Here is a 17,905-nt window from a genome sequence, read left to right on the forward strand (position 1 = left end):
TCGATCGCCTTGGTGCGCGCGACGGTTCGGGCCAGCCCGCCGACACCCCTGGCGACCAGTCCCCAGCCCGCGCGCACCAAGGAGATCGACTCCGCCCACCACCGCGACACGGTCGGCCTGTTGCTCATCGCGGTCGCGGTGATCTCCGCCGCCGGGGTCTGGTGGCAGGCGGGCGGTCCGGTCGGTGAGGGTCTGAACTGGGCCGTTCGCAGCGTGATCGGCGCGGGCGCCGTGGTGCTCCCGTTGCTGATGCTCGGCATCGGCATCACCGTGATGGTCCGCGAGAGCACTCCCGAAGCCCGGCTGCGCACCGTTCTCGGCTCGATCCTGGTCACCCTGGCCGTGCTCGGGCTGCTGCACATCTTCACCGCGCGCCCGCAGAGCTCCGACGGCTGGATGACCGGCGGCGGCGCGATCGGCTACGCGATCGGCGATCCGCTCTCCCAGGGGCTGACCACCTGGGTCACCGTCCCGCTGCTGCTGCTCCTGGTGATCCGCGGCGGCCTGCTGATCTCCGGCACGCCGATCCGCGAGCTCCCCGGGCGGCTGCGCGCGCTCACCCAGGGCGAGCCCTACGACGACGGCTCGGAGGAGGTCGACGCCGAGGACCTCTTCGACGACGTCGACCCGGCCTCGGTGCGGCTGCGCAAGCCCTCCCGGCGCCGCCAGGCCACCGCGCCGGAGGAGGACGACCAGCTCAGCCTGGACGACGTGCCGCGTGAGCCGGCCAAGCCCGCGCGCCCGGTCAAGGAGACCCCGCAGGTCGTCGACAAGGCGCCGGCCAAGCTGGCGATGCGCCCCGTCGAGGGCGACTACAAGCTGCCGCCGATGACGCTGCTGACCACGGGCGAGGCGCCCAAGGCCCGCAGCCGCGCCAACGACGCGATGATCGAGGCGATCACCGGCGTGCTCGACCAGTTCTCGATCGACGCGCAGGTCACCGGCTTCACCAGGGGCCCGACCGTGACCCGCTACGAGGTCGAGCTCGGCCCCGGCGTGAAGGTCGAGAAGATCACCGCGCTGACCAAGAACATCGCCTACGCGGTGGCCACCGACAACGTGCGGTTGCTGGCCCCGATCCCGGGCAAGTCGGCCGTGGGCATCGAGGTGCCCAACAGCGACCGCGAGATGGTCCGCCTCGGCGATGTGCTCAAGTCCGGGACCGCGGCCAAGGACCACCACCCGCTGGTGATCGGCCTCGGCAAGGACATCGAGGGCCACATGGTCACCGCGAACCTGGCCAAGATGCCGCACCTGCTGGTCGCGGGCTCCACCGGCTCCGGAAAGTCCAGCTTCGTCAACTCCATGCTGGTCTCGCTGCTGTCCAGGGCCACCCCGGAGGAGGTCAGGATGATCCTGATCGACCCGAAGATGGTCGAGCTGACGCCCTACGAGGGCATCCCGCACCTGATCACGCCCATCATCACCCAGCCGAAGAAGGCCGCCGCCGCGCTGGCCTGGCTGGTCGAGGAGATGGAGCAGCGCTACCAGGACATGCAGGTCAACCGCGTCCGGCACATCGACGACTACAACCGGAAGGTGAAGTCGGGGGAGATCACCGCGCCGCCCGGCTCGGAGCGGGAGTACCGCCCGTACCCCTACATCCTGGCCATCGTCGACGAGCTGGCCGACCTGATGATGACCGCGCCCCGCGACGTCGAGGACGCGATCGTCCGGATCACCCAGAAGGCCCGTGCGGCGGGCATTCACCTGGTGCTGGCCACGCAGCGGCCCTCGGTCGACGTGGTCACCGGCCTGATCAAGACCAACGTGCCGTCCCGGCTGGCCTTCGCCACGTCCTCGCTGACCGACTCGCGGGTCATCCTCGACCAGCCCGGCGCGGAGAAGCTGATCGGCATGGGCGACGCGCTCTACCTGCCGATGGGCGCCTCCCGCCCGGTGCGCGTGCAGGGCGCCTACATCGGCGACGACGAGATCAACTCGGTGGTCGCCTTCACCAAGGAGCAGGCGGAGCCGGAGTACACCGACGGCGTCACCTCGGCCAAGGCGGGCGAGAAGAAGGAGATCGACCCGGACATCGGCGACGACCTCGACGTGCTGGTGCAAGCCGTCGAACTCGTCGTGACCAGCCAGTTCGGCTCCACGTCGATGCTCCAGCGGAAGCTTCGCGTCGGCTTCGCCAAGGCGGGCAGGCTGATGGACCTGATGGAGAACCGCGGCGTCGTCGGCCCCTCGGAGGGCTCCAAGGCCCGCGAGGTGCTCGTCAAGCCCGACGAGCTCGACTCCGTCCTCTACTCCATCCGCGGCGGCGGCCCCGCAGACGACGACTAACCCCCGCCCACGCCAAAACCCGTTTCGTACTCCACTCGGGAAAGAGAGCGCTCCCAAATCCCGCTACCGGTACGAAACGGGAAGGGTCTGGACCACTTCCGCGCGCGTTGGGGCATGAAGAAGGCCCACCCGAGCAGGGAGCGGGTGGGCCTTCCGGTGTGCGGTGGGATCAGGTGCCCCACTTGCGGACGGCGGCGTAGTAGAGGTCCGCGATCCGCTTGCAGGCCCAGTTGGACCCGCAGATGCCGTAGAGGTCGCTCTTGAACTTGTTGTCGACCCGCAGCTTGGCGTCGGAGTTCCACCGCTGCTGCTTCTTGTAGTTGCGGTAGCCGAAGTCGTGCCGGTGGCACGCGGGCTTGAAGTTGAAGCCGACCGGCTTGTCCGGCGACCACGAGCAGGCGTCGGAGGACCAGTCCAGCTGCCCGTCGTAGGGCTTCTGGTTCCTGGTGTTCTCGAACTGGCTCAGCGAGTGGCTGAACAGGTACTGGTCGGTGACCGCCCGAATGTCGACAGCCTGTGCGGTGCCCGCGCCCATGGTGACGCCCATGGCCAGTGCCGTGGCCACGAGCGTGCCCCGGGCGGCGGAGCGGATGGAACCGGTCATGAAGTCTCTCCTCGCAGGGTGAGGTAGATAACACCGGGATTCCTACCTGGCCGGGCCGCCGATCGGTAGCGCGCTCTAAAAAATCCTGAACAGGATTCGACAAAAGGGATGGTGATCAATTCTCGGTGGGCCGAAAGTCGTGAGCCGTTCGCTGCTGGTCCGTTTGTACGACCATGCGGCCACGGGCACCCCGCGCTAGGCCGTTGGGGTGAGTCATCGATCACACTGTTGGCCTATTGTCGCTGCACAGGGCGTGTTCGGGGCGTTCTGGCAGCCCCAAGTGACCGATGTGTGCGGGATGCCAAAACGTGACCCTGACTAACGTGTCGCCGCCGCCCTCGCGGCTGCCTTCACGTCACTTCGGTTGAGCGCGTCGGCCGTGCTGCCGCTGCCGCCGAAAGCGCGCACCGCGTAGTAGTAGATGTCGGCCACCCGACGGCAGCCCCAGTTCCCGCCGCAGATCAGGTACATGTCGTCGCGGAACTTGTTGTCGATCCGCAGCCGGTTCGCCGAGTCGAATCGCCCCTGCCACGTGAAGTTGCCGTAGCCGAAGTCGTGCCGGTGGCAGGCGGGCAGCACCTGGAAGCCGAAGGGCCGGTCCGGGGCCAGGGTGCAGCCGTCGGTCGACCAGTCCAGCTCGCCGTCGTACGGGCGCGCCAGGCGGATCTGGCCGAACTCGGCGAGGGACTTGGAGAACATGTAGTCGTCGGTGACCGCGCGGACGTCGATCGCCTGGGCGGTGCCCGCGCCCATGGCGAGGGACAGCGCCAGCGCGACGATCGCGGTGACACCGGCTCTCACCCGGGGCGCCAGTCGCTGGAAGCCTCGTGAAGTCCTCATCGTGGTCTCCCTCCGTGCTCGGGCGCACAGATGCGCACACCCATCTAGTTACGGCACGGATGAGCTGGGAGAACAGCTCCGAATGGGGAATGCTTCCTAACGATCGCGCACGCGGTCGGCCAGCATCAGCAGCATCCGGGAGTTACCGAGCGTGTTCGGCTTGACGTAGGGCAGGTCGAGGAACTCCGCGACACCGACGTCGGGGGAGCGGCGGATCTCCTCGTAGACCTCCGGGGTGACCGGCGTGCCGTCGATCTCCACGAAGCCGTGCGAGCCGAAGAAGCCCGTCTCGAAGGTCAGCACGAAGATCCGGCTCAGCCCCAGCTCGTCGGCGACGTCGAGCAGCTTGCTCACGATCCGGTGGCCGATGCGCTTGCCCTTGGCGGCCGGTTCGACCGCGATGGTGCGGATCTCCGCCAGGTCCTCCCACAGCACGTGCAGCGCGCCGCAGCCGAGGAACCCGCTGGCGTCGGTGGCGACCCAGAACTCCTGCACGTCCTCGTAGAGGGTGACGAGGTCCTTGTCCAGCAGCACGCCCTCGTACTTGTCCGCGAGCGCCTTGATCGCGGGAACGTCACTCGTCCTGGCTCGGCGGACGGTGACCCCGGAGATCTCCGGATCGATCGACACGCGAGCAGCCTACGCCTGCCGCCGATCATCATTCGCCCAGCAACGCGCGCGTGGGAGTGGTGTGGTCGGAGGGAGTCGGTGCGGGCGGTTACCCTGACCCGCGTGTCTGCGCCCCCCTCTTCCCGCCGTGTCGCTCTGCTGACCCTCGGCTGCGCCCGCAACGAGGTCGACTCCGAGGAGCTGGCCGGTCGGCTCGGAGCGGGCGGGTGGGAGCTGGTCGACCCGGACGCCGAGGCCGACGTGGTGGTGGTCAACACCTGCGGCTTCGTCGAGTCGGCGAAGAAGGACTCGGTCGACACGCTGCTCGCGGCCTCCGACACGGGCGCGAAGGTCGTCGCCGTCGGCTGCCTCGCCGAGCGCTACGGCAAGGAGCTGGCCGACAACCTCACCGAGGCCGACGCGGTGCTCGGCTTCGACCACTACCCGAACCTGGCCGAGCGGCTGGACGACGTGGTCGCGGGCCGCGAGGTCACCTCGCACGTGCCGGTCGACCGCCGCACCCTGCTGCCGATCAGCCCGGTGGAGCGCCCCAAGGCCACCTCCGACGTCTCCGTCCCCGGCCACGGCTGGGTGCCCGGCGTGGTCAGCGCCAACCGCAAGCGCCTCGACGACTCCCCGGTCGCGCCGCTGAAGATCGCTTCCGGCTGCGACCGCCGCTGCTCCTTCTGCGCCATCCCGTCCTTCCGCGGCTCCTTCGTCTCGCGCACCGCCGACGAGCTGGTCGCCGAGACCACCTGGCTGGCCTCCCAGGGCGTCCGCGAGGTCTTCCTGGTCAGCGAGAACTCCACCTCCTACGGCAAGGACCTCGGTGACCTGCGGGCGCTGGAGAAGCTGCTGCCGCGCCTGGCCGCCGTGCCCGGCATCGACCGCGTGCGCGTCTCCTACCTCCAGCCCGCCGAGACCCGCCCCGGCCTGGTGACCGCGATCGCGAGCACCCCCGGTGTCGCCGCGTACTTCGACCTCTCCTTCCAGCACTCCAGCGAGCGCGTGCTCCGCCGGATGCGCCGCTTCGGCTCCACCGACTCGTTCCTGGCGCTGCTGGAGCAGATCCGCGAGCAGGCGCCGTCCGCGGGCGCGCGCACCAACGTCATCGTCGGCTTCCCCGGCGAGACCGAGGAGGACCTCGCGGAGCTGGAGCGCTTCCTGACCGGAGCGCGGCTGGACGCCATCGGCGTGTTCGGCTACTCCGACGAGGACGGCACCGAGGCGCTGGAGCTGGACGGCAAGCTCTCCGAGGACGTCGTCAACGAGCGCGTCGCCCGGATCTCCGCGCTGGCCGAGCAGCTGACCACGCAGCGCGCCGAGGAGCGCGTCGGCGAGGAGGTGCTGGTGCTCGTCGAGCAGCTGGCCTCCGAGGAGTCCGACTGCACCGGCCGCGCCGAGCACCAGGCGCCGGAAGTCGACGGCGAGTGCGTCTTCGCCGACTCGGACGAGTTGGCCGTCGAGGACCTGGAAGTCGGAATGCTGGTGCGCGCCAAGGTGATCGCTGCCGAAGGCGTTGACCTCGTCGTCGAGCCCCTGGAGATCGTGCCGGGGATCTCGGCGTGAGCGGCGGGGGTGAGCCCGCCGCGGCCACACCCGTGCCGCTGCTGAACATCGCCAACCTGCTGACCATGCTGCGGCTGGCGCTGGTGCCGGTCTTCCTGGTCACCCTGTTCGTCGGCGACGGCCACGACCAGTACTGGCGCTGGATGACCTTCGGCGTGTTCGCGCTCGCCTCCATCACCGACCGCATCGACGGCAGCGTCGCCCGGCGCTACGGCCTGGTCACCGACTTCGGCAAGATCGCCGACCCGATCGCGGACAAGGCGCTGACCGGCGCCGCGCTCGTCGGGCTGAGCCTGCTCGGCGACCTGCCGTGGTGGGTGACCATCGCGATCCTGGCCAGGGAGCTGGGCATCACGCTGCTGCGGTTCTGGGTGATCAGGATCGGCGTGATCCCGGCCAGCCGCGGCGGCAAGGTCAAGACGCTGCTGCAGATCCTGGCGATCGGGCTCTACCTGCCGATGCTGCCCAGCGGCTTCGACCCGCTGCTGTGGACGATGATGGGCGCCGCCGTGGTGGTCACCGTCGTCACCGGCTTCGACTACATCGTCCAGGCGCTTCGACTGAGGGCCGGTGCCCGTGAGCGTGAGTCCCACTGAGTTGATCACCGCTCTGCGTGCGCGAGGGGAGACCGTCGCCACCGCGGAGTCGCTGACGGCCGGTCTGGTCTGCGCCGCGCTGACCGATGTCCCCGGTTCCAGTGCCGTGGTGCGCGGCGGGCTGATCGTCTACGCCACCGAGTTGAAGGCCTCGCTCGCCGGGGTGGACGCGGACCTGCTCGCCGAGCACGGCGCGGTGCACCCGGAGGTCGCCGCCCAGCTCGCGGAGGGTGCGCGGCTGCGCTGCGGCGCGACGTGGGGGCTCGGGCTGACCGGCGTGGCCGGGCCCGATCCGCAGGACGGCGTCGCACCGGGCACGGTGCACATCGGCCTCGCGCACGCGGACCGGGAACCAAGCGTCGTCACCCTGCGTTGTGCAGGTGACAGGCACGCGGTGCGTGCGGCGTCTCGCGATGCCGCACTGACAGTGCTCGCGAGCCACGTCATGACCTGATCGGGGTAACTCCGTTCGGAACATCAGGGGAATGGATAACGTTCGCCCTTGGCGGACGAGCACCATTGCGCACTTCCGGTGTCGGAGACGCTGGGTACCGTGTTCGGCACGGCCGTGAGGCTCGGGCTTGCTGAAGGCTTGAAGGGAGGCACGCGATGACCGTGCTGCTGAGGGAGGCGCTGGGGGACCGGCTGCGCCGTGCCCGCACCGACCAACGCCGTACTCTTCGCGAGGTTTCGCGGACCGCCCGGGTGAGCCTGGGATACCTCTCGGAGGTCGAACGCGGCCGCAAGGAGGCTTCCAGCGAACTGCTGGCCGCCATCTGCGGAGCGCTGGACCTGCCGCTGTCGGAGCTGCTCGGCGAGGTCGCCGCGGACATCCGCGCGGGCGAGCCGGTCACCATCCCGGCGCCGTCGCAGGTCAGGCCGGAGCGGCGGGTCCCGGCCGAGGCGAGCGCGGAGCGCGGGGGCATCGACGCGGGCTCGCTGGTGCCCGCGATCGTCGGCAACGACCTCTCCGACCTCCGGCTCCAGCCCGTTCTGCGGACCCAGCTGACCCAGAAGATCACCAACTCCGTTTCCCGTGGTGTTGTCGTAGCGGCCTGATCAGGTCACAGGTGGGAAAACCCCCGAACCGCCCCGGTGTGTTCGCCCCTAGGGTGAGAATGGGTGGTCGGGGGTTGTTCCCTGAATCGTGTCGGGCTCGACCCTGATATCCGTGGGGGCCGGTGGAAGCCGGGACGAGCACCTGACACGATGGATGTCAGCACCGGGTGAACGCCTGGTCATGGGGCGTAGTCACGGGGCTGGGCCGCGGCAGGGTCGCACGAAGAAGGCAGGCGGAGGAGATGGCCAATCCGTTCGTGAAGTTCTGGAAGTACCTGATGGCGGCGTTCTCGTCGAAGATCGACGAGCACGCCGACCCGAAGGTGCAGATTCAGCAGGCCATCGAGGAGGCTCAGCGCCAGCACCAGGCTCTCTCGCAGCAGGCGGCGGCCGTGATCGGCAACCAGCGCCAGCTGGAGATGAAGCTCAACCGCCAGCTCGGCGAGGTCGAGAAGCTCCAGGCCTCCGCCCGCCAGGCGCTGGTGCTCGCCGACCAGGCGCGCGCCTCCGGTGACGAGGAGAAGGCGCGGCAGTACGAGGACACCGCGACCGCCTTCGCCACCCAGCTGGTGACCGCCGAGCAGTCGGTGGAGGACCTGAAGAGCCTGCACGACTCGGCGATCCAGGCCGCGGGGCAGGCGAAGCAGGCCGTCGAGCGCAACGCCATGGTGCTGCAGCAGAAGCTGGCCGAGCGCACGAAGCTGCTCAGCCAGCTGGAGCAGGCCAAGATGCAGGAGCAGGTCTCCAGCTCGCTGCGGCAGATGAGCGAGCTCGCCGCGCCCGGCAACACCCCCTCGCTGGAGGAGGTGCGGGAGAAGATCGAGCGCCGCTACTCCACCGCGCTCGGCCAGACCGAGCTCGCCAAGGACTCGGTGCAGGGCCGGATGCTGGAGGTCCAGCAGTCCACCGCGGACTTCGCCGGTGCCTCCAGGCTGGAGCAGATCCGCGCCTCCATGCGCGGTGGCTCGGCCACCCCGCAGGTCACCGGTGGGCAGGCGGCCGCTCCGGCGCCCGCGCCCAGCCAGGCCACCACCCAGCTGCCGCAGAACCCGCAGCAGGGCTGAGGCCGCGGTGGCGCCGGGACGGGACGAGCTCAACAAGCTGGGTGAGCTCGTGGTGAAGCAGCTGCGCAACAGCGGCGAGCTGACCAAGCACCTGCGCGGTGCCGCCGACGCGGTCGACGGCGTCCAGCGCAAGCTCTCGGCCTGGCGCGATCCGCGCGCCAAGATGATCCGCCAGCGCAAGCGCTCGGTGCGCCGGGTCTGGTTCCGCACGACGCTCGCGGCAGCCGCGGGCGTGGTGGCGTTCTTCGTCGGGGGCGACCCCGGCAGCCTGGAGTTGTCCGAGGCGGCGCTCGGCACGGTCTCCGTGCTCAGCGCCGCCGCGGCGACCTCGGCGGGGGTGCGCTCCTACAAGCTGCACAAGACCCCGCTCCCGGAGCCCGCGGCGCCGCCGCCCACGCTCCCGCCCTCCTCCTCCGCCGCTCGCGGTCCGATGCGCGAGCTCGCCGAGGCCGAGGCCCTGCTCTCCGACCTGCTCACCCAGCTCGCCACGCCGCGCAACGGGGTTCCCCCGGTTCCGCTGGAGTCCGTCGGCGAGTCCAGGGCGATCGCCGCCGAGGCCGCCATCGCGATCCGCGAGGTCGCCGCCCAGCTGCGCGCGGTCGAGCAGGCCCGCGACGTCGCGCCCGAGCACGAGCGCGCCGGGCTGGACGCCGCCGTCGCCCGCCTGCTGCACGAACTCGTCGAAGGCGTCGAGGGCTACCGCGGTCTCGTCGCCGCCGCGGGACGTGCCGTGGCCGAGAGCTCGACGATGCGACCCATGCACGCGCTGGAGGACGCCACCGACCGGCTCGCCGGTCTCGCCTCGGCGCTGCGTGAACTCGCCTCGGGCAACGGCAAGTTCTAAAAAACCCCGTCTGAGCTGGAAAAACCGCGTCAGTTCGACGAATCGCGCCCCTATCTCGATTTGATTACATACGGTGCTAACGTTGCTCTTCCGGGTGGGGCGCCGGTGGTTCCCGGCACTCTTCGGCTCCTGCTCAATCCCGCGTTGGAGGGGTCCTTGTGGCGTTGTGGACGGTGCACGGCGACGGCCGCCACCTCGCGGACGGAGACGTGGTCGCGCCGAACGAGCGGCTGACCTGGCCGCGCACCATGAGCTTCGGGCTCCAGCACGCCGTGACCATGTTCGGCGGCACCCTGCTCGTCCCGCTGCTCACCGGCCTGCCCCCGACCACCGCGCTGCTGTTCTCCGGCCTGGGCACCCTGCTGTTCCTGGTGATCACCCGCGGCCGGGTGCCCTGCTACCTCGGCTCCTCGCAGACCTACGTCGCCCCGTTGACCGCCGCCGACACCGCGTCGCTGGGCGGGCGCACCGGCGGGCTGCTGATCTCCGGCGTGCTGATCACCATGGTCGGCGTCGCGGTGAAGGCGCTCGGCGCCCGCCTCGTCGAGTCGATCATGCCGCCGGTGGTGACCGGTGCCGTGGTGATCCTGATCGGCTTCCACCTGGCCCCGGACGCGGTGAAGTCCTTCAACGCCAACCCGGGCCTCGCCGCGCTCACCCTGCTCGCCGTGCTGCTGGCCACCGCGCTGCTGCGCGGGTTCCTCTCCAGGATCGCGGTGCTGATCGGCGTGGTGACCGGCTGGGTCATCGCGGCCGTCTCCGGCAACCTCGACCCCGCGCGGCTGGCCGCCGTGCACACCGCCGACTGGATCGGGATGCCGCCGTTCGTGGCGCCGGAGTTCCAGCCCGAGATCGTGCTCAGCATGCTGCCCGCCGTGATCGTGCTCGTCGCCGAGAACCTGGGCCACGTCAAGGCCGTCGCGGCGATGACCGGCCGCAACCTCGACGGCAGCGCCGGTGACGTGCTCATCGGCAACGGCCTCGCCACCGCGCTGGCCGGCTCCGGCGGCGGCTGCGGCACCACCACCTACGCGGAGAACATCGGCGTGATGGCCGCCAACCGCGTCTTCTCCACCGCCGCCTACATGATCGCCGCGGTGACCGCGCTGCTGCTGGCGTTCTCGCCGAAGTTCGGCGCGCTGGTCAACACCATCCCGGCCGGGGTGCTCGGCGGGGCCTCCATGGTCCTGTTCGGGCTGATCGGCCTGGTGGGCGTGCGCATCTGGATGGAGAACAAGATCGACCTGACCGACCCGGTGAACCTCATGGTCGGCGGGGTCGCCCTGGTCGCGGGCATCGGCAACCTGACCCTGACCGTCTTCGGGGCCACCATCGGCGGCATCGCGTGGGGATCGCTGATGATCATCGTGCTGCACCCGGTGATGCGCGGCCTCAGCAACCTCCGCAAGACCCCCACCCCGCCCGCCGCGGACTAGCTCGCGTCCGTCGCCAATGCCCTGAACGACCCGTTCAGTGCGTTCAACGCGTCAAACGGGCCGTTGGGACAGCTCGCCCCATCCACCGTCCGGCCGTCACCGCGACGTACCCAATGTGGCATTTGTTTCGTCAGACGTAACCAATGCCGCATTGGGTACGCCCCCACCACGGGGCGCACGGGGTTGGCGACCGCGGGGCTTGAGGACTGGGTCACCCGGGTTGGCAGGTGGGGCAGTGGTAGGTGCTGCGCTGCTGGACGCCGGTGCCTTGCACGGTGCGGCGGACGGGGGTGCCGCAGCGGCGGCAGGGGCGGCCTCCGCGTTCGTAGACCCAGTGCTGGCGACCGCGCGCCAGTTCGCCCGTGGTGGACTGCTCGGGGCGGAGTGCGTTGCGCAGCAACAGCTTGCGGGCCAACGCCACCGCGCGTGGAGTGTCCACAGTGGACACGGGGGCGAACGGGGAGACGCCGAGCAGGAAGCAGACCTCGGCCTTGTAGAGGTTGCCTACGCCCGCCAGCACGCGCTGGTCGAGCAGGGCCAGGCCGAGTTCGCGGGAGGGATCGGCGGCGAGCCTGCGTGCGGCCTCGGCCTCGTGCGCGGAGCTCCACGCGGGGTCGAGCAGGTCGGGGCCGAGGTGGCTGACTAGGCGGGATTCCTCAGCTGTGGCAAGGAGTTCCATGTCGTGCAGGCGGAAACCCACTGCGATGCGCCGCTCCGTGGAGAGGATCGCGCGCACCTGGTGGCCAGGCCCGCGCCACCGCTCGCCGGGCGCGTAGAGGTGCCACGAACCGTCCATCCGGAAGTGCGTGTGCAAGCTCCACGCATCGTCGAAGCGGAAGAACAGGTGCTTGCCGACGGGGCGCACTTCGAGCACGACACGTCCCGCGAGGTCCACTGTGGACAGTCGTGGATGACGCAGTTCTCCGCGCTGCAACCGTTGCCCGGCAAGGGCGTCGTTGAGCCGCTTGCCCGCGAGGAAGACCGTGTCCCCTTCCGGCATCGAAGCGTCAGTGGTTCTCGAAGGCCAGCTTCACGCCGAGCCCGACCAGCACGGTCGCGGTGACCCGGTCGAGCCAGCGCCGCACGCGTTCGCGGGCGAGCAGTCGCTTTGCGCGGGTGGCCAGCCACACGACACCGAACAGCCACAGCAGGCCGGAGCCCGCGTGCGTCAGGATCAGCAGCGCGGCCCAGCCGGTGGTGTCACCGGTGGCGGGGAGGAACTGCGGCAGCAGGCTCAGGTAGAACACGCCGACCTTGGGGTTGAGCAGGTTGCTCAGCAGCCCGGCGCGCACCGAACCCCACGCACTCGTCGCAGCACTGGTGACCTCTGCGGAGGAGGCGGCTGCGGGACGGCGGGACTTCCACAGCGCGGACGCGCCGAGCCAGATCAGGTAGCCCGCACCCGCGTAGCGCAGCACGTCGTAGGCGAGCTGGGACGCGGTCAGCAGGGCGGTGATGCCCAGCACGCTCGCCGCTCCCCACGTCAGGCTGCCGAGGGAGACACCGACCGAAGCGGCCATCCCGCCGCGCCGCCCGCCGGTCACCACGTGCCGCAGCACGAGCATCGTGTCCAGCCCCGGCGTGATGATCACGAGCAGCGCCGTTGCCAGGTAGGTGAGGAACGCCGTGGTGCTCACACTTCCGCCTCCAAGTCCTCCAGGTCCTGCTCCTTGCGGCGGCCCCGGGCGGAGCGCAGCACGCGCGCCAGCAGCAGGTTGAACGCCAGCGCCACCTCGCGCGCCCCTGGGGTACCCCACTGGTGGATGGGTGTGCACGCGCCTTGGGCCTGTTGCACCGCGAGGCGGTCGGGCAGCGAGACGGGCATCACCAGCGGGCCGAAGATGTCGCGCAGCTCGTTGATCCGGAACTGGTGCTCGTGCGAGCGCGGGCGCACCCGGTTGACCACCACGCCCAGCGGCTGGAGCTCGGGGTTGCTGTTCGCCCGCTCGTCCTGCACCGCCTCGAAGGCGCGCTGCACCCCGGAGACGGCGAAGATCGTCGGCTCGGTGACCAGCAGCGCGCGGTCGGCCGCGACCAGCGCGGAGCGGGTCAGCCTGCCCAGCGACGGCGGGCAGTCCAGCAGCACCACCTGGTAGGGCAGCTCGTCCTCGGCCAGCACGCCGTTGACCTTGGCCAACGCGTCGGAGAGCCGGTGCAGCTGCTTCACGCCGGGGTCGTGGTCGTTGTGCGCTTCCCCGTCCTCGGTGCCGACGAGGACGTCGATCTCCTCACCCCAGCCGCTCGGCGCGATGGCGGCGCGCAGTGTCGAGCGGGTCGGGTTCTCCAGGACGTCGTAGAGGCTGGCCTCGGTCTCCTCCGGCTCAAGCGCCGATGTGGCGTTGCACTGGGGGTCGAGATCGACCACCAGGGTGCGGACTCCGCGTCGCAGGGCCGCCGAAGCCAGGCCCAGCACCACGGTCGTCTTGCCAACACCACCCTTGAGGCTCAGCACTGCCACCGTATGCACGCGTGAAGCCTACGGCCTGACACAACCGCGCGGAGTGCTCGATTAGGCTTTCCGGTCATGCGACCTGACGCAGTGCACCGCGTGCTGGACGCCGAGCTCCAGGCCGCGCGGCAGCGCAGGGGCGCGGCACCCGAGGTCCTCGACGTCGGCGGGGGCAGCGGTGTCTGGGCCGTTCCGCTGGCCGAGCGGGGCTGCCGGGTGACGGTGATCGAGCCGAGCCCGAACGCGCTGGCCACGCTGCACCGCAGGGCCAAGGACGCCGGTGTCGCGGACCTCGTGATCGGGGTCCAGGGCGATACCGAGACCATGGCCACACTGGGCGAGCTGGCCCCGGTGGGCGGCGCTGACGTGGTGCTCGCGCACGGGGTGCTGGAGGTCGTCGACGACGTCCAGCTCGCCGTCGCCGCGATGACCGAGGCCCTGCGCCCCGGCGGCGTGGTGTCGGTCCTGGTCGCCAACCGCTACGCCGCGGTGCTGGGCAGGGCGCTCGCTGGACGGGTGGCCGACGCGCGGCGCCTGCTCGACGATCCCAACGGCAGGGTCGGCGCGGCCGATCCGCTGCTGCGGCGCTTCGACCTCGACGGACTTGAGGAACTGCTCACCGGTGGTGGGCTGAGGGTTGAGGTCTTGCAGGGGCACGGAGTGCTCAGCGACCTGGTGCCGGGCGCGGTCCTGGAGGCCACTCCGGGCGCCACCGAAGCCCTCGCCGAGCTGGAGCTGGCCGCCGCCGCGCGGTCGCCGCTGCGCGATCTGGCCACCCGCCTGCACGCGCTGGCCCGCCGCCCCGCCTGAACCCTCAGCCGAGCCGGAGCGCCTGGAGCGCCACGAACAGCTCGGCGGAGTGCCGGGGATCGCTGAACGAACGGCCGGTCAGCTGCTCGACGCGCTGCATGCGGTAGCGAACGGTGTTGCGGTGGCAGTACAACGCCTTGGCGGTCTCGGTCGTCGAGCCGCCGTGCTCGTACCACCGCCACGCCGTGTCGAGCAGCACCACACGGTCCTGCTCTGGTAGCTCCCGCAGCGGGCCGAGCAGGCGGTCGGCCAGGTCGCGCGCGATGTCGGCGGCGCCCGCTATCAGGGTGGCGACGGGCTGGACACCGTGGTGGCGGACCTCGTCGCGGCCCGCTTCGATGCCCGCGGCGGTCAGCCGGGCCAGGCGCACCGCTGCGAACGTCTCGTCGATTCGTTCATAGCCGGGGCTCACGCCGACCCGGCCGCCGCTGAGCGCCTGGTCGAGGCCGTGCGGGTCGAGCTTCGGCAGCGACAGCACACCGATCCGGTCCTCATCGGTGTGCCGCCAGACGGAGTGCACGCCCAGCTCGCGGAGCCGCCGTTCGGAGCGGTCGAGCTCGTTCTCGGGATCGGCCACCACCACGTGGAAGCGGCCGACGCGGGGCAGCGCCAAGCCCTCCGCGGCGTCGGCCAGGCGCCCGGGGTCGGTGGTCCCGGTGATCAGCACGTGCAGCAGCGCCGCGCGCTCTTGGTCGGAGCGCCGCGCCCGCTCCGCCACTGTGCGGCGGTAGGACTCCTGGAACGCCTCCGAATAGCGGTCCAGACCGAGCCACAGCTCGTCGGCGTGGTCGAGCAGTGCCGCCCGCGCGTGCTCGCCGATGCGGTCGGCCTCCGCGCGCAGCTTCGACCAGATGTACTGCGTGCCGATGCGGTAGCCGTGCAGCACGGCGGGCAACGGGATGCCCTGGAGCGCGCGCTCGCGGCCGTTGTCGGCGGGCACGCTCAGGTCGAGCTGTTCGGCCGTCCCGAGCTGACCCAGGATCTCGGTCAGGTGCACAACGCAGGTGCGCAACAGGTCGGCGCGGGAGAGCGTGACGGCCGCGGAGATCTCCGACTCGGCGGCCCAGACCAGATCGCACAGCTCCTCGGCGAGCTCCGGCACCTTCGGCAGCAGTGACGTGCTGATCCGCGCCAACGTCCGCCGACCTGGCTCACTCATGCGCGCGACCCTAGCCACACCGGTGACGTCCTTCCCTCGACCGGAGGAAAACCGCTGTTGGCGCGCCTGCCCGGGGCTAGCTTCGCCGCTGAGGAGGCGATGACGATGAAGTTGATGGCGAAATCAGTGCTGTGCGCTCTCGTCCTGGTGGCGGCGGGGGTGTCCCCGGCGTCGGCCGAACCGAGGTGCGCCCAGCCCGCCGAGCGCGCGGGCGTGTGCAACCAGGTGTGCGGCAAGGTCTGCAAGCTCCCCGGCGTCTGCGACGCGCTCTGCGCGGTCATGTGCTGATTGTGCACGTGCACAACGAGAGCACCACGAACGTGAGGCCCGGGAACGTGGACACCGGCGGCTCCGCCCGCGAAGACTGAGCGGGTGGCTGCTCAGTTCGGGACCTACCAGTCCGAGATCTACCTCCAGGGCCTCGCGGGCGCGGTGCCCCCGTTCACCACCGACCCGACGGCGTTGGAGGCCAGCGCGCGCGAGGTGCTCGAACCGGGGCCATTCGGCTACGTCGCAGGTGGGGCGGGGGCCGGGGCGACCATGCGGGCCAACCGCGATGCGTTCGACCGCTGGCGGATCGTGCCGAGGATGCTCGCCGACGCCACCGACCGCGATCTGCGCGCGACGGTGCTCGGGACGGAGCTGGCCGCGCCGGTGCTGCTCGCGCCGATCGGCGTGCAGTCGATCGTGCACGAGGACGGTGAGCTGGCCACGGCCGCCGCCGCTGCCGAGCTGGGCATGCCGATCGTGCTCTCGACCGCCTCGTCCTACTCGATCGAAGAGGTCGCCGAGGCCAGTGGGGACGGCGAGCGCTGGTACCAGCTGTACTGGCCCAACGACGACGACGTCACCGTCAGCATCCTGGAGCGCGCCAAGCGCAGCGGCTTCACAGCGCTGGTGGTCACGCTCGACACGTGGACGCTCGCGTGGCGCCCGCAGGACCTCGACCAGTCCTACCTGCCGTTCATCCGGGGCGTCGGCACCGCGATCCCGTTCTCCGACCCCGCGTTCCGCGCGCTGCTCGCGCAGAGCCCCGAGGAGGACCGGAACTCGGCGGTGTTGCGCTGGGTGCAGATGTTCACCGGCGTCGACAAGAGCTGGGACCGGCTCGCGTTCCTGCGCGAGCACTGGGACGGCCCGATCGTGCTGAAGGGCGTGCTGCACCCCGACGACGCGCGGCTGGCCGTCGACGCGGGCATGGACGGGATCGTCGTGTCCAACCACGGCGGGCGGCAGGTCGACGGAGCCGTCGCCGCGCTCGACGCGCTGCCCGCGATCGCGGAGGCCGTCGGCGACCGCGTGGACGTGCTCTTCGACTCCGGGGTGCGCACCGGCGCGGACGTGATCAAGGCGATCTCGTTGGGCGCCAAGGCCGTTCTCCTCGGCCGCCCCTGGGTCTACGGGCTCGCGCACGGTGGTCGCGAGGGCGTGCGGCACGTGCTGCGCAGCGTGCTCGCCGACCTCGACCTGACGCTCGGCCTGTCCGGAAACCGCTCGCTCGCCGATCTCGGTCGGCACACCCTGATGGAGAAGCCGTGAAGGTGCTCGTCGTCCTGCCCCCGCACGTCGGCGGGATCAAGCTCGGAGGCCTGTTCGCGGGTGCGCTCGGGCCGGACTTCGAAGTCACGCCGGTGGAGGACGCGGTGGCCGACGAGGCGGCGCTGCGCGAGGCCGAGGTGGTCGTCACCGCGCTCGCCCCGATCACCGCCGAGCACCTGGCGGTCGCGGAGAAGCTGCGGGTGGTGCAGTGCGCCAGCCACGGTTTCGACTACGTGGACACCGAGGCAGCGGCGGCGCGGGGCGTGCGGGTGTGCAACATCGGCTCGACCTCGGCGGAGGCCCAGGACGTTGCCGAGCAGACGATGACGCTGATGTTGGCGCTGGCCAAGCAGCTGATCCCCGGGCACGAGGCGCTGCGCGAGGGCGACTGGGCGCTGCCGCGGCTCCAGTTCAGCATCACCGAGCTGTTCGGCAAGACGCTGGGCGTCGTCGGCTTCGGCGCCATCGGCAGGCAGCTGGCCAAGCGCGCGCGTGCCTTCGACATGCGGATCGTGGTCAACACCAGGACGCCCGTGCCGGTGGAGGTGCTGCGGGAGTTCGGGGTCGCGGCGCGGATGGAGCTGGACGAGCTGGTGGCGGAGTCGGACTACGTCTCGCTCCACCTGCCGCTGACCGAGGCGAGCCGGAACCTGATCGACGAGCGCCGGCTGGGGCTGATGAAGCCGACGGCGATCCTGGTCAACACCTCGCGCGGGGCGTTGGTGGACCAGGACGCGCTGGCCCGGGCGCTGACCGACGGGCGGCTGGCCGGTGCGGGACTGGACGTCTTCGACCCGGAGCCGCCGCCCGCCGACCTGCCGCTGCTGCGCGCGCCGAACGTGGCGCTGTCCCCGCACGCCGGTGGCGTCACCCGGGAGTCGATGCTGCGGATCGCCCAGGCGGCGCTGGAGAACGTTCGCCGCTACGCCTCCGGCGCGGACCCGGCGGACGTGGTCGCGGGCTGAGCGCGAGCCGGTTCCCTGTGACCGCGAACACTCTCGCGCGAGAGTGGGCTCGCCTGCGGCGCTTGATCTC

At 70.8% G+C, this 17,905-nt stretch carries 19 protein-coding genes; 12 read left to right on the forward strand and 7 right to left on the reverse strand.

Translation table 11 applies throughout. The annotated features are described in order from the left end of the window. Positions 1–12 precede the first annotated feature (12 nt). Positions 13–2,292 carry a DNA translocase FtsK gene (locus CCN37_RS25090; RefSeq protein WP_168200853.1) on the forward strand — a complete coding sequence of 760 codons (2,280 nt, stop codon included), beginning with the start codon at positions 13–15 and terminating at the stop codon, positions 2,290–2,292. Between the two features lie 169 nt (positions 2,293–2,461). Here the strand turns inward: CCN37_RS25090 and CCN37_RS25095 are convergent, their stop codons facing one another. The 3 genes from CCN37_RS25095 to CCN37_RS25105 all read right to left on the reverse strand — a co-directional run bounded on the left by CCN37_RS25095 (position 2,462) and on the right by CCN37_RS25105 (position 4,366). After that, positions 2,462–2,896 (reverse strand): phospholipase, encoded by a 435-nt coding sequence (locus tag CCN37_RS25095; protein ID WP_086825328.1) that lies wholly within the window; start codon positions 2,894–2,896, stop codon positions 2,462–2,464. A 318-nt stretch (positions 2,897–3,214) separates the two neighbouring features. After that, positions 3,215–3,736, reverse strand: coding sequence for a phospholipase (locus CCN37_RS25100; protein ID WP_086825330.1), 522 nt, complete (start codon positions 3,734–3,736; stop codon positions 3,215–3,217). 96 nt (positions 3,737–3,832) lie between these two features. Continuing rightward, a complete protein-coding gene (locus CCN37_RS25105) occupies positions 3,833–4,366 on the reverse strand; it encodes an amino-acid N-acetyltransferase (protein WP_086825332.1) in 534 nt (177 codons plus the stop codon). Positions 4,367–4,468: 102 nt separating this feature from the next. Between CCN37_RS25105 and rimO the strand changes: the two genes are divergently transcribed. The 7 genes from rimO (at position 4,469) to CCN37_RS25140 (ending at position 10,913) form a co-directional block, all read left to right on the forward strand. Then, positions 4,469–5,914, forward strand: coding sequence for a 30S ribosomal protein S12 methylthiotransferase RimO (gene rimO / locus CCN37_RS25110; RefSeq protein WP_210408186.1), 1,446 nt, complete (start codon positions 4,469–4,471; stop codon positions 5,912–5,914). Next, positions 5,911–6,510, forward strand: a complete 600-nt coding sequence (gene pgsA, locus CCN37_RS25115) for a CDP-diacylglycerol--glycerol-3-phosphate 3-phosphatidyltransferase (protein WP_246843284.1) — start codon at positions 5,911–5,913, stop codon at positions 6,508–6,510. The genes rimO and pgsA overlap by 4 nt, the downstream gene beginning before the upstream one ends. Continuing rightward, the gene (locus CCN37_RS25120; protein ID WP_086825496.1) at positions 6,497–6,964 is read left to right on the forward strand and encodes a CinA family protein; all 468 of its coding nucleotides are present in this window, start codon (positions 6,497–6,499) and stop codon (positions 6,962–6,964) included. Before pgsA ends, CCN37_RS25120 begins: the two co-directional genes overlap by 14 nt. A gap of 155 nt (positions 6,965–7,119) precedes the next feature. Further along, positions 7,120–7,569, forward strand: a complete 450-nt coding sequence (locus CCN37_RS25125; protein WP_086825334.1) for a helix-turn-helix domain-containing protein — start codon at positions 7,120–7,122, stop codon at positions 7,567–7,569. 242 nt (positions 7,570–7,811) lie between these two features. Beyond that, positions 7,812–8,633: a PspA/IM30 family protein gene (locus tag CCN37_RS25130; RefSeq protein WP_086825336.1), complete on the forward strand. Its 822-nt coding sequence runs from the start codon at positions 7,812–7,814 to the stop codon at positions 8,631–8,633. Positions 8,634–8,640: 7 nt separating this feature from the next. Next, a complete protein-coding gene (locus CCN37_RS25135; protein ID WP_086825338.1) occupies positions 8,641–9,477 on the forward strand; it encodes a hypothetical protein in 837 nt (278 codons plus the stop codon). A 158-nt stretch (positions 9,478–9,635) separates the two neighbouring features. Beyond that, positions 9,636–10,913: a uracil-xanthine permease family protein gene (locus CCN37_RS25140; RefSeq protein ID WP_210408187.1), complete on the forward strand. Its 1,278-nt coding sequence runs from the start codon at positions 9,636–9,638 to the stop codon at positions 10,911–10,913. 211 nt (positions 10,914–11,124) lie between these two features. On the opposite strand, the gene CCN37_RS25145 is transcribed toward CCN37_RS25140, so the two are convergent. From CCN37_RS25145 to CCN37_RS25155, 3 genes are read right to left on the reverse strand one after another with little or no spacing between them, the layout of a single operon-like run. After that, the gene (locus tag CCN37_RS25145) at positions 11,125–11,913 is read right to left on the reverse strand and encodes a DNA-formamidopyrimidine glycosylase family protein (RefSeq protein WP_086825341.1); all 789 of its coding nucleotides are present in this window, start codon (positions 11,911–11,913) and stop codon (positions 11,125–11,127) included. Between the two features lie 7 nt (positions 11,914–11,920). Continuing rightward, on the reverse strand, positions 11,921–12,550 hold the full coding sequence (locus CCN37_RS25150; RefSeq protein ID WP_086825343.1) for a LysE family translocator: 630 nt from the start codon (positions 12,548–12,550) through the stop codon (positions 11,921–11,923). Further along, positions 12,547–13,380 carry a ParA family protein gene (locus CCN37_RS25155; RefSeq protein ID WP_086825345.1) on the reverse strand — a complete coding sequence of 278 codons (834 nt, stop codon included), beginning with the start codon at positions 13,378–13,380 and terminating at the stop codon, positions 12,547–12,549. Before CCN37_RS25155 ends, CCN37_RS25150 begins: the two co-directional genes overlap by 4 nt. Positions 13,381–13,437: 57 nt before the next feature. Here CCN37_RS25155 and CCN37_RS25160 point away from each other — a divergent pair, with 57 nt between their 5' ends. Beyond that, a complete protein-coding gene (locus CCN37_RS25160) occupies positions 13,438–14,172 on the forward strand; it encodes a bifunctional 2-polyprenyl-6-hydroxyphenol methylase/3-demethylubiquinol 3-O-methyltransferase UbiG (RefSeq protein WP_086825347.1) in 735 nt (244 codons plus the stop codon). A 4-nt stretch (positions 14,173–14,176) separates the two neighbouring features. On the opposite strand, the gene CCN37_RS25165 is transcribed toward CCN37_RS25160, so the two are convergent. Then, positions 14,177–15,331 carry a CdaR family transcriptional regulator gene (locus CCN37_RS25165; protein WP_143261794.1) on the reverse strand — a complete coding sequence of 385 codons (1,155 nt, stop codon included), beginning with the start codon at positions 15,329–15,331 and terminating at the stop codon, positions 14,177–14,179. A gap of 99 nt (positions 15,332–15,430) precedes the next feature. Here CCN37_RS25165 and CCN37_RS25170 point away from each other — a divergent pair, with 99 nt between their 5' ends. The 3 genes from CCN37_RS25170 to CCN37_RS25180 all read left to right on the forward strand — a co-directional run bounded on the left by CCN37_RS25170 (position 15,431) and on the right by CCN37_RS25180 (position 17,835). After that, positions 15,431–15,619: a hypothetical protein gene (locus CCN37_RS25170; RefSeq protein ID WP_143261795.1), complete on the forward strand. Its 189-nt coding sequence runs from the start codon at positions 15,431–15,433 to the stop codon at positions 15,617–15,619. Positions 15,620–15,703: 84 nt separating this feature from the next. Then, positions 15,704–16,870 (forward strand): lactate 2-monooxygenase, encoded by a 1,167-nt coding sequence (locus CCN37_RS25175; RefSeq protein WP_086825353.1) that lies wholly within the window; start codon positions 15,704–15,706, stop codon positions 16,868–16,870. Then, positions 16,867–17,835 (forward strand): 2-hydroxyacid dehydrogenase, encoded by a 969-nt coding sequence (locus CCN37_RS25180; protein ID WP_086825355.1) that lies wholly within the window; start codon positions 16,867–16,869, stop codon positions 17,833–17,835. Before CCN37_RS25175 ends, CCN37_RS25180 begins: the two co-directional genes overlap by 4 nt. The last annotated feature ends 70 nt before the right edge of the window (positions 17,836–17,905 follow it).

It is taken from the genome of Allokutzneria sp. NRRL B-24872 (genome assembly GCF_002155965.1).
GTDB lineage: Bacteria > Actinomycetota > Actinomycetes > Mycobacteriales > Pseudonocardiaceae > Allokutzneria.

What these genes read in the sequence shown, in the direction of transcription:
- CCN37_RS25095 (WP_086825328.1), bottom strand. Translation starts at nt 2,896, where the DNA reads ATGACCGGTTCCATCCGCTCCGCCGCCCGGGGCACGCTCGTGGCCACG.
- CCN37_RS25100 (WP_086825330.1), bottom strand. Translation starts at nt 3,736, where the DNA reads ATGAGGACTTCACGAGGCTTCCAGCGACTGGCGCCCCGGGTGAGAGCC.
- CCN37_RS25125 (WP_086825334.1), top strand. Translation starts at nt 7,120, where the DNA reads ATGACCGTGCTGCTGAGGGAGGCGCTGGGGGACCGGCTGCGCCGTGCC.
- CCN37_RS25130 (WP_086825336.1), top strand. Translation starts at nt 7,812, where the DNA reads ATGGCCAATCCGTTCGTGAAGTTCTGGAAGTACCTGATGGCGGCGTTC.
- CCN37_RS25145 (WP_086825341.1), bottom strand. Translation starts at nt 11,913, where the DNA reads ATGCCGGAAGGGGACACGGTCTTCCTCGCGGGCAAGCGGCTCAACGAC.
- CCN37_RS25160 (WP_086825347.1), top strand. Translation starts at nt 13,438, where the DNA reads ATGCGACCTGACGCAGTGCACCGCGTGCTGGACGCCGAGCTCCAGGCC.
- CCN37_RS25165 (WP_143261794.1), bottom strand. Translation starts at nt 15,331, where the DNA reads ATGAGTGAGCCAGGTCGGCGGACGTTGGCGCGGATCAGCACGTCACTG.
- CCN37_RS25170 (WP_143261795.1), top strand. Translation starts at nt 15,431, where the DNA reads ATGACGATGAAGTTGATGGCGAAATCAGTGCTGTGCGCTCTCGTCCTG.